This window comes from Streptomyces mutomycini (genome assembly GCF_001700505.1).
Taxonomy (GTDB): domain Bacteria; phylum Actinomycetota; class Actinomycetes; order Streptomycetales; family Streptomycetaceae; genus Streptomyces; species Streptomyces mutomycini.
The window spans coordinates 21,178-30,309 of the sequence record NZ_MAPV01000047.1; the positions used below are offsets into that span (position 1 = coordinate 21,178).

9 protein-coding genes are annotated in these 9,132 nt (G+C 69.5%); 6 read left to right on the forward strand and 3 right to left on the reverse strand.

Translation table 11 applies throughout. The annotated features are described in order from the left end of the window. Nucleotide 1: 1 nt before the first annotated feature. Nucleotides 2-691, reverse strand: a complete 690-nt coding sequence (gene mtrA / locus BFF76_RS07580) for a two-component system response regulator MtrA (protein WP_195826152.1) — start codon at nt 689-691, stop codon at nt 2-4. A 4-nt stretch (nt 692-695) separates the two neighbouring features. Beyond that, a complete protein-coding gene (mtnA, locus tag BFF76_RS07585) occupies nt 696-1,844 on the reverse strand; it encodes an S-methyl-5-thioribose-1-phosphate isomerase (protein ID WP_079122338.1) in 1,149 nt (382 codons plus the stop codon). Nucleotides 1,845-1,984: 140 nt separating this feature from the next. Here mtnA and BFF76_RS07590 point away from each other — a divergent pair, with 140 nt between their 5' ends. The 6 genes from BFF76_RS07590 (at nt 1,985) to BFF76_RS07615 (ending at nt 8,169) form a co-directional block, all read left to right on the forward strand. Beyond that, nucleotides 1,985-3,193, forward strand: a complete 1,209-nt coding sequence (locus tag BFF76_RS07590; RefSeq protein WP_065847708.1) for a glycerophosphoryl diester phosphodiesterase membrane domain-containing protein — start codon at nt 1,985-1,987, stop codon at nt 3,191-3,193. Between the two features lie 4 nt (nt 3,194-3,197). Then, nucleotides 3,198-3,884 (forward strand): DUF4129 domain-containing protein, encoded by a 687-nt coding sequence (locus BFF76_RS07595; RefSeq protein WP_053929386.1) that lies wholly within the window; start codon nt 3,198-3,200, stop codon nt 3,882-3,884. Next, nucleotides 3,881-5,110, forward strand: a complete 1,230-nt coding sequence (locus tag BFF76_RS07600) for a DUF4350 domain-containing protein (protein ID WP_031101101.1) — start codon at nt 3,881-3,883, stop codon at nt 5,108-5,110. Before BFF76_RS07595 ends, BFF76_RS07600 begins: the two co-directional genes overlap by 4 nt. Further along, entirely contained in the window at nt 5,107-6,126 is a 1,020-nt protein-coding gene (locus BFF76_RS07605; protein WP_053929385.1) for an AAA family ATPase, read from the forward strand. Before BFF76_RS07600 ends, BFF76_RS07605 begins: the two co-directional genes overlap by 4 nt. 10 nt (nt 6,127-6,136) lie before the next feature. Continuing rightward, complete coding sequence (locus BFF76_RS07610) at nt 6,137-7,450, forward strand: DUF58 domain-containing protein (protein WP_053929384.1); 1,314 nt, start codon at nt 6,137-6,139, stop codon at nt 7,448-7,450. A gap of 89 nt (nt 7,451-7,539) precedes the next feature. Then, complete coding sequence (locus BFF76_RS07615; RefSeq protein WP_053929383.1) at nt 7,540-8,169, forward strand: hypothetical protein; 630 nt, start codon at nt 7,540-7,542, stop codon at nt 8,167-8,169. A 48-nt stretch (nt 8,170-8,217) separates the two neighbouring features. Here BFF76_RS07615 and BFF76_RS07620 read toward each other — a convergent pair whose 3' ends face one another. After that, nucleotides 8,218-8,958: a Type 1 glutamine amidotransferase-like domain-containing protein gene (locus tag BFF76_RS07620; RefSeq protein ID WP_053929382.1), complete on the reverse strand. Its 741-nt coding sequence runs from the start codon at nt 8,956-8,958 to the stop codon at nt 8,218-8,220. Nucleotides 8,959-9,132: the final 174 nt, after the last annotated feature.

Below are 9,132 nucleotides of genomic sequence, written 5' to 3' on the forward strand. Positions count from 1 at the left end.
ATCAGCTCGGTCCGGCCTTGTAACCGACACCACGGACGGTCACGACGATCTCCGGCCGCTCCGGGTCCTTCTCCACCTTCGAGCGGAGCCGCTGGACATGCACGTTCACCAGGCGGGTGTCTGCGGCGTGGCGATAGCCCCACACCTGCTCGAGCAGCACCTCACGGGTGAAGACCTGCCACGGCTTACGGGCGAGAGCGACCAGCAGGTCGAACTCCAGCGGTGTGAGGGCGATGGACTGCCCCTCCCGCTTCACCGAGTGACCGGCCACATCGATGACCAGGTCCCCGATCGCCAGCTGCTCCGGCGCAGGCTCTTCGGACCTCCGCAAACGCGCCCTGATCCGGGCAACCAACTCCTTCGGTTTGAACGGCTTGACGATGTAGTCGTCGGCTCCGGATTCCAGGCCCACCACCACATCCACCGTGTCGCTCTTGGCCGTGAGCATGACGATCGGCACACCTGACTCGGCCCTGATCAGCCGGCAGACCTCGATGCCGTCCCGTCCGGGCAGCATGAGGTCCAGCAGCACCAGGTCGGGCTTGGCCTCACGAAATGCGGCCAGTGCCCTGTCGCCGTCCGCTACGAACGACGGCTCGAAACCTTCTCCACGCAGCACAATGCCGAGCATCTCGGCCAGTGCGGTGTCGTCGTCGACGACAAGGACGCGTCCCTTCATAAACGACATCATCCCATTAGCTAATCGTTACCTGCGATGACCTGGCACACAGCTCTGCCAGTCCGACCCCCGTGACCGGGGAAATGACGCCCTCCTCCGTGACGATCGCCGTGACCAGTTCGGACGGCGTGATGTCGAATGCGGGGTTGTACGCCTGGGTTCCCGGGGGTGCGACGGCTCTCCCGCCCCCGCCGCCCCCGGCCGGAGCACCAGGTTGCGATGTGAACTCTGTCACTTCCGTCGCGGAACGCTGCTCCACGACGATCGATGTGCCGTCCACCGTCTCCAGATCGACCGTGGTCGTCGGCGCCACGACGAGGAACGGAACATGGTGGTACTTCGCGAGCACCGCCAACGGATAGCTCCCCACCTTGTTGGCCACCGAGCCGTCCGCCGCAATACGGTCCGCCCCGATGATTACGGCATCCACCTCCCCTGCCGCAAACAGCGAACCCGCCGCGTTGTCCGTGAGCAAGCTGAACGGCATCCCGTGCCGCCCCGCCTCGTACGCCGTCAGCCTGGCCCCCTGGAGCAACGGCCTGGTCTCGTCCACCCACAGCTGCCGCAGGCTGCCTCCGCGGTGCGCCCTCAGAACCACCGCGAAAGCCGTGCCCTCACCGCCGGACACGAGCGCCCCGGTGTTGCAGTGAGTCAGCAGCCGGTACCCGCCTCGTCCCGGGAGAAGTTCCGCCAGCAGCTCCAGACCGTACTGCGCCATCCGCCCACTGGCGGCCGCGTCCTCCTGATGCAGAGCCCGAGCCTCTGCCAGAGCCACCACGGCCGCCGCCTCCGGGACGAGCCCGCTCCCGACAGCCGCCCGGTACTCCCGCGCCACCCGCCGCGCCCCGTACCCGAGATTGACCGCGGTGGGCCGCGCCTGCCCCAGAAGCTCCGCAGCCTGGTCCACGTCCTCGCCCCGGGCGGCGGCCAGCGCCACCCCGTAGCCTCCGGCGATGCCCAGCAGAGGCGCCCCCCGCACCGCCAGCATCCTGATCGCCCGCACCAGCGCGGGCACATCGGCGCACACCAGCTCGGCCTCCTCGGCGGGCAGCCGGGTCTGGTCGAGGAGCACCACCGCGGGACCTCCCGGAGGCTCGTCCCAGCGGAGTACGGAGAGGGCCGGAGGCTCGATACCCACCGGCGTTTGCGCGTCCTGATCAGCCATCCGCCCAGTCTGCCCGCTGAACCGCCCGCACACGACGGCAAGAAGGAGATACAGCGCCAGGCCCGCCCCGGACCAACGCGTGGCACGATGGCTGGCAACCTGCCGCCCCGATGAGCGGGCAGGACTGTGAAGGAGCGACGATGAACGACTCTCCGGGCTGGGCCTCGCCCGGATCCGCCCCCTCCGACGGCCAGGAGACGGGCATCCCCAGACCCTCCTCGCCCGTCGACGGAAGCGGACCCGCCGGACAGTGGTCTCCCGCACAGCCGCCTCCGGGGCAGTGGTCCCCGCCGAGCGCCCCCGGCAGCGGCCCGGGCGCGCCACCGCCCGCTCCGGGCTGGGGCGGCATGCCGCAAGGCCACGGATGGGGCCGCCCGCCCACGGCCGCGAAGCCCGGCGTCATCCCACTCCGTCCCCTGGGGGTCGGCGAGATCCTCGACGGTGCGGTGTCCACCATGCGCACCCACTGGCGCACGGTCCTCGGCATCAGTCTCACCGTCTCCGTGATCGCAGAGATCCTGATCATCCTCGTGCAGCGCTACCTCCTGCCCGAGCAGAAGTCGGTGGACCCGAACGCGACCGGAGCGGAAGCCCTCCGCCAGGCCTCCGACTCGGCACAGTCGCAGCTGATCAACAGCGGACCGACCACGCTCATCGCGATGTTCGCCACGCTGATCACCACCTCGGTCCTCACCGTGGTGGTCAGCCGCTCCGTACTGGGCCGTGGAGTAACGCTCTCCGAAGCATGGTCCGAGGCCCGCCCCCGGATTCGGCCGCTGCTGGGGCTGACCCTTCTGCTGAGCCTGATGAGTGCCGCGATCATGGCAGCGGGCCTGCTTCCGGGCCTGCTCCTGGGCGATGGCGCGGGTGGGCTCGCACTGACCTTCCTCGGCTTCCTCGCCGCCTGCGCCGTCGTTCTCTGGCTGATGATCCGCTTCATTCTCGCCGCGCCGGCACTCATGCTGGAACGACAGCCCGTACTCGCCGCCCTGCGCCGGTCCGCCAAACTGGTCAGGGGCAGCTGGTGGCGGACGTTCGGCATCCTGGCCCTCACCTACCTGCTGGTCATCGTCCTGACCTTGATCATCGCGATTCCCTTCGGCATCGTCGCCGTGTCCCTGGACAGCAACGGCCTGAGCGAATTCCTCAACAGCAGCTCGACGGACTTCGGCTGGCCGTTCCTCATCGTCACGGGCATCGGCGAAGTGATCGTCTCGACGCTCGTCTACCCGTTCACCGCCGGAGTGATGGCCCTGCTCTACATCGACCAGCGCATCCGCCGTGAGGCGCTCGACCTCGAGCTGGCCCGGGCCGCGGGCGTGCCCGGCTACGAGACCCCCAGGAGCTGATGCGGTGACGGGGGGCACCACCGCGGCGGTACAACTCATCCGGGCGGGCGAGGACATACCCGTGGACACCCCACGCGTCCCCGCCCGCGAAGCGGCGCAGGACGAACTGTCCGACCCGGTGTACCACGAACACGATCCCAACCTCCTGGAACGCGGCCTCGACCATTTCTGGGACTGGGTCGGCGACCTCTTCGCCGATGCCGCCGGGGCCGCCCCCGGCGGCCCGCTCGGGCTCGTCGTTCTGGTCCTGGCCGTCGCCGGGCTGGGTGCCGCACTGTGGTGGAGGCTCGGCACGCCGAGCCGCACCGCCCGCGTCCCGCAAACCCTCTTCGGCAGCACGGCCCGCAGCGCGGCCGACCACCGCACCACGGCCGCGGCACACGCCGATGCCCGGCGCTGGACCGAAGCCGTCCAGGAACTCATGCGCGCCCTCGTCCGCTCCCTGGAGGACCGGGCCGTGATCGACCCACGCCCCGGCCGCACCGCGGACGAGGCAGCAGCCGAGGCAGGCCGCCTGATGTCCGCGCACGCCGACCGGCTCCGCGCTGCGGCACGGACCTTCGACGACGTCACATACGGCGGCCGCACCGCCGACGAGGCCGCATACCTGACCCTGCGCACCCTCGACCGGGAACTCCGGGCAGCCAAGCCGGTGCTGAGCACCGGCGCAGCCCGAGGAGCCGTCGGATGACAGCCACCACGGCCGATCCCACCACTTCGGAATCCCGCACCCCCCGACAGGTCTGGCAGCGCGTGCGGGGTCTGCTGCTCGCCGCCCTCGTCCTCGTCGTCGCCGGAGTCGCCTTCGCCGCCGTCCGCTCCGGTGGCCAGCACGGCCGGCTCGACCCCCGCTCCGGGGACCCCTACGGCAGCCTGGCGGCCGCCGAACTCCTCAGGGACCGTGGCGTATCCGTCGACGTGGTCACCACCCTCGACGAGGCGGCAGGTGCGACGGGCCCCGACACCACCTTGCTCGTCACCGGCCCCAACATGCTCACCGCGCACCAGCAACAGCGCCTCCACGCGGCGACTGCGGGCTCCACGGGCCGCACCGTGCTCATCGCCCCCGAGGGCTCCTCCGTGGCCAGGCTCGTACCCGGCGTACGCCAGGAAGCGCGTGGACCGGTAACAGCACGCCCTCCGCGCTGCGAACTTCCCGCAGCCCGCACTGCCGGGACCACCGACATGGGCGGCGTCCTCTACTCGACGGACGCACACGAGGCCATCGGCTGCTACCCGGACGACGAACTCGCCTCCCTCCTCGTCCTGCCTGGACGAGGCAACGGGGACACCGTGCTGCTCGGCTCCCCCGACATCCTCCACAACGACCGTCTCGACCAGCAGGGCAACGCCTCGCTGGGCCTGCAACTCCTCGGCTCCCGCACACATCTCGTCTGGTACCTCCCCTCGCTCGACGATCCCTCCGCAGCCGAGAACGGCTCCGGCAGCCGGAACACCGGCGATGACCGCGGAGCCGGGGGCGAGAGCGAATTCATCGGCCTCATCCCATCGGGATGGCTCTGGGGCACCCTCCAACTGGCCCTCGCCGCCGTCCTCGCCGCCCTCTGGCGTGCCCGCCGCTTCGGCCCGCTGGTCACCGAGCGGCTCCCGGTAGCCATCCGGGCCTCCGAATCCACCGAGGGCCGGGCCCGTCTCTACCGCAAGGCAGACGCCCGCGACCGCGCCTCCGCCACACTGCGCTCCGCCACACGGACCCGCATCTCCCCGCTCCTCGGAGTGTCCCCCCGTGACGCCGACTCCCCTGCCGTGCTCCTGCCCGCCCTCACCGCCCGTCTCGGCAACACGGGCAGCGAACTCAGCTCCCTCCTCTTCGGGCCGGCTCCGACCGATGACGCCGCCCTTGTCCTTCTGACCGATCAACTAGACGCCCTCGAAAGAGAGGTACGCACTTCATGACCGCCCCGACCCCGGAGACCGCCGAGCTTGCGGCACCCGCAGAGACCCGTGCGGTCGCCGTGAACTCCGACAGCGCACGCGCCTCCCTGGAGGCGCTGCGTGCCGAGATCGCCAAGGCCGTGGTGGGCCAGGACCCGGCCGTCACCGGACTGGTCGTCGCTCTCCTCTGCCGGGGCCATGTCCTGCTGGAAGGCGTCCCAGGAGTCGCAAAGACCCTCCTGGTCCGTGCACTTGCGGCCTCTCTCGAACTGGACACCAAACGCGTGCAGTTCACCCCCGATCTGATGCCGAGCGATATCACGGGCTCACTCGTCTACGACGCCCGAACCGCCGAATTCTCTTTCCAGCCCGGCCCGGTGTTCACCAACCTCCTGCTCGCCGACGAGATCAACCGCACTCCTCCCAAAACACAGTCCTCCCTGCTGGAAGCCATGGAGGAACGCCAGGTCACCATCGACGGATCGCCCCGGCTTCTGCCCGACCCCTTCCTGGTCGCGGCCACCCAGAACCCCGTCGAGTACGAGGGCACCTACCCTCTTCCCGAGGCCCAGCTGGACCGCTTTCTCCTCAAACTGACGGTCCCCCTTCCCTCACGCGAGGACGAGATCGACGTGCTCACTCGCCACGCCGAGGGGTTCAATCCGCGAGACCTCAAGGCAGCAGGCATACAGCCCGTAGCCGGCCCTGCGGACCTTGACGCAGCTCGCGCCGCGGTCGCCGCTACCTCTGTCTCCCCCGAAATCGCGGCCTATGTCGTGGATATCTGCCGTGCCACGCGTGAATCCCCCTCACTCACCCTCGGCGCCTCCCCCCGAGGAGCCACCGCCTTGCTCTCCACAGCAAGGGCATGGGCCTGGCTCACGGGCCGGGACTACGTCATCCCGGACGATGTGAAAGCCCTCGCTCTTCCCACGCTCCGCCATCGCATACAGCTGCGGCCGGAAGCGGAGATGGAGGGCGTCACCGCCGACTCCGTCATCACGGCTGTCCTCGCCCACGTCCCCGTCCCCCGGTGAGGAGGTGACCATGGCCCTCACCGGACGGGCCGCACTGGTGGCGGCTCTGGGGTCACTCCCTGTAGGCATCCTGGCCCCCAGTTGGACCGGGATGCTTGCGGTGAATGTCCCCCTGTCACTGGCAATTCTGTGCGACTACGCCCTGGCTGCGCCAGTGCGTACCCTGCAGTTCACCCGATCCGGTGACACATCCGTTCGACTCGGCGACACCGCAGCAGTGCAACTCACCGTGACCAACCCGTCCCGGCGACGGCTCCGCGCCCACCTCCGCGACGCCTGGCCCCCCAGCAGCTGGACCTCCGAGGCCGAACAGGCTTCGTCGCGGCACCGCATCGCCGTACCTGCCGGGGAGCGGCGCCGTCCGACCACACTCCTGCGTCCCTCCCGGCGCGGTGACCGCCAGGCGGACCGTGTGACCGTCCGGTCCTTCGGCCCTCTCGGGCTCATCGCCCGCCAGGGGCATCACCGTGTGCCCTGGACCGTCCGGGTCCTGCCCCCCTTCACCAGCCGGAAGCATCTGCCTTCGAGGCTCGCCAGACTGCGTGAACTGGACGGCCGGACCAGCGTGCTCACCCGCGGAGACGGCACGGAGTTCGACAGCCTGCGCGCCTATGTCGCGGGAGACGACACCCGTTCCATCGACTGGCGAGCGACCGCGCGCCAGTCCGCGGTCGCTGTCCGCACCTGGCGCCCTGAGCGCGACCGCCACATCCTCGTCGTCATCGACACCGGCCGCACATCGGCAGGCCGGGTGGGCGACGTGCCCCGCCTCGACGCCGCCATGGACGCGACCCTCCTGCTCACAGCCCTGGCCACCCGCGCCGGCGACCGCGTGAACCTGATCGCTTACGACCGGCGTGTCCGAGCCCAGGTGCGGGGCAGGACAGCAGGAGGGGACGTCCTGTCGACGTTCGTCAGCACTCTCGCCACCCTGGAACCTGAACTCGTGGAGACCGACGCCCGCGGCCTCAGCGCGGCTGCACTGGCAAACGCTCCCCGCCGCTCCCTGATCGTGCTGCTCACGAGCCTCGACACCGCTCCCGTCGAAGAGGGCCTCCTGCCGGTCCTCCCGCAGCTCACCCAGCGCCACACGGTTCTGGTCGCGGCAGTCGCGGATCCCCACGTCGAGGCGATGGCCCGCGCACGGGGCTCGGTGGACGCGGCCTACCAGGCAGCGGCCGGCACTCAGGCACAGGCCCAACGTCGCCGTACCGCGGACCGACTCCGTCGCCACGGCGTCACGGTGGTGGACGCCCCGCCCCACGACCTCGCCCCCGCGCTGGCTGACGCCTATCTCGCGCTGAAAGCAGCCGGCCGGCTGTAGACGGCGCGCACGGAGACGTCAGCGGGTCGGGGATACCGTTCGGGCAGCAGTGGCGGTACCGCCCCAAGGGGCTCGGTAGGGTGACTGCCATGCGCACGAAGATCCTTTACATGGTCATAGCCGCTGCGGTGAGTCTGTCAGCCTCCGGGTGCGCGAGCGAGGACTCCGATGCCGCCGGTGCAGAGGCACAGACCATCGGCGAGATCCTGCCGCAGAAGCTGGCCAGACCAGCCGATAGGCCGAAGGAGGATCTGCAACCCTCTCCGGCCGACGACGCCACGTTCGGGGAGAACCTCGCCTACGAGCTGCGCCGCAAGACGCTCGCCATGGCCGACGCCTCGGGCGAGGCCACCGCCGAGTGCCCCGAGGACGTCGGCTCCAAGAGCGGTACCCAAGTGAGCTGCACCGTCACCTACGAAGGCCTCGAAGTGGCGTGGAACGTAAGCATCGGCGACGAGTCCGGCTGGTCCGAAAACGTCGTGGAGTACACCGCGGCCCCTCGCAACGGTCTACTCACCCGCGAAGGCGTTGCGCGGCTGCTGTACGGAAACCATCGCGACAGCATCGACTACGCGCTCTGCAACGACATCCCCGAAGCCGTACTGGTGCCCCTGAACACGGAAACCGATTACGCCTGCGAGCTCGTCCCCAAGGGCAAGAAGCCGATTGGCTTCAACGAGAAGGTGCGCGTCACCGAAGCCGGCCCGCGGGTCTACTGACCAGGGCCCCGCCGCTGCCCAGGACCGGCGGCTCTGCCGCCGGCGTGATCAACGTGTCACGGTGGGCAGCTTGCGGGGCTCGATGCGCTCCTCCACTGCACCGTTCCCCTCGCGCTTGACCACGTAGGCACCCTTCCCCGACACCTCTGCCACCGCTTCAACCAGTTCGGTTCCCCGGTAGACCAGACCGACTCCGTCATCTGTGCAGTGAGCCGTTGGCAGGGTCCCGTCCGCGACAAGCTGATGGATGAGCGGACGCCGCCCTTCGTCCGAGTCATAGTGCACGCCATTGCCGTAGGGCAGGAAGGAGAGAGCGTTCGTGATCGGGCGCAGATCCGGTCCGAACGAATCGGTCGCACCCCCCTGGAACCAGCAGATGGACCCCGCACTGACACCACTGAGCACGACGCCGTCCTCCCAGGCTCGGCGCATGACGAGGTCCAGGCCGTGGACCCTCCACACGGCCAGCAGATTGGCGACCGATCCGCCCATGACCCAGACGACGTCTTGATCGAGCACCGCACCTTCGATGTCCTCCACGTTGGGCATGGGGAACAGGTGCAGCGGCGTCAGGTCGAATCCGGCTACCCGCGCGGCCTCGCTCATGCGGCTGGTGAAGTGCTCGGCATCTCCGATTGCGGTGCCGACATACATGATTCGTGGGCGGCGGCCGTGCACTCCTGAGAGATCAACCGCGTGATGCACCAAGGAATCGAACATCACCCGGGTGCGTCCTCCGACGCGGTGCCCACCGGAGGTCGCGAGAATGGTCGGTTCCGATGCCGTCATGGCCATGATGATATCGAGGGCCTATTCGGGCCAGTCAGCCGCCCACACAGGCCGAGACCGGCTCCCTCCCGCGTCGGCATCGGCATCGGCATCGGTGGGAGTCGTGAACGCAGAAAAGCCCCGTGCCACAAGGGCACGGGGCTTTCCCGGAAAAATTGTTCGGCGGCGTCCTAC

What these genes read in the sequence shown, in the direction of transcription:
- BFF76_RS07590 (WP_065847708.1), top strand. Translation starts at nt 1,985, where the DNA reads ATGAACGACTCTCCGGGCTGGGCCTCGCCCGGATCCGCCCCCTCCGAC.
- BFF76_RS07610 (WP_053929384.1), top strand. Translation starts at nt 6,137, where the DNA reads ATGGCCCTCACCGGACGGGCCGCACTGGTGGCGGCTCTGGGGTCACTC.
- BFF76_RS07600 (WP_031101101.1), top strand. Translation starts at nt 3,881, where the DNA reads ATGACAGCCACCACGGCCGATCCCACCACTTCGGAATCCCGCACCCCC.
- mtrA (WP_195826152.1), bottom strand. Translation starts at nt 691, where the DNA reads ATGATGTCGTTTATGAAGGGACGCGTCCTTGTCGTCGACGACGACACC.
- BFF76_RS07615 (WP_053929383.1), top strand. Translation starts at nt 7,540, where the DNA reads ATGCGCACGAAGATCCTTTACATGGTCATAGCCGCTGCGGTGAGTCTG.
- mtnA (WP_079122338.1), bottom strand. Translation starts at nt 1,844, where the DNA reads ATGGCTGATCAGGACGCGCAAACGCCGGTGGGTATCGAGCCTCCGGCC.
- BFF76_RS07620 (WP_053929382.1), bottom strand. Translation starts at nt 8,958, where the DNA reads ATGACGGCATCGGAACCGACCATTCTCGCGACCTCCGGTGGGCACCGC.
- BFF76_RS07605 (WP_053929385.1), top strand. Translation starts at nt 5,107, where the DNA reads ATGACCGCCCCGACCCCGGAGACCGCCGAGCTTGCGGCACCCGCAGAG.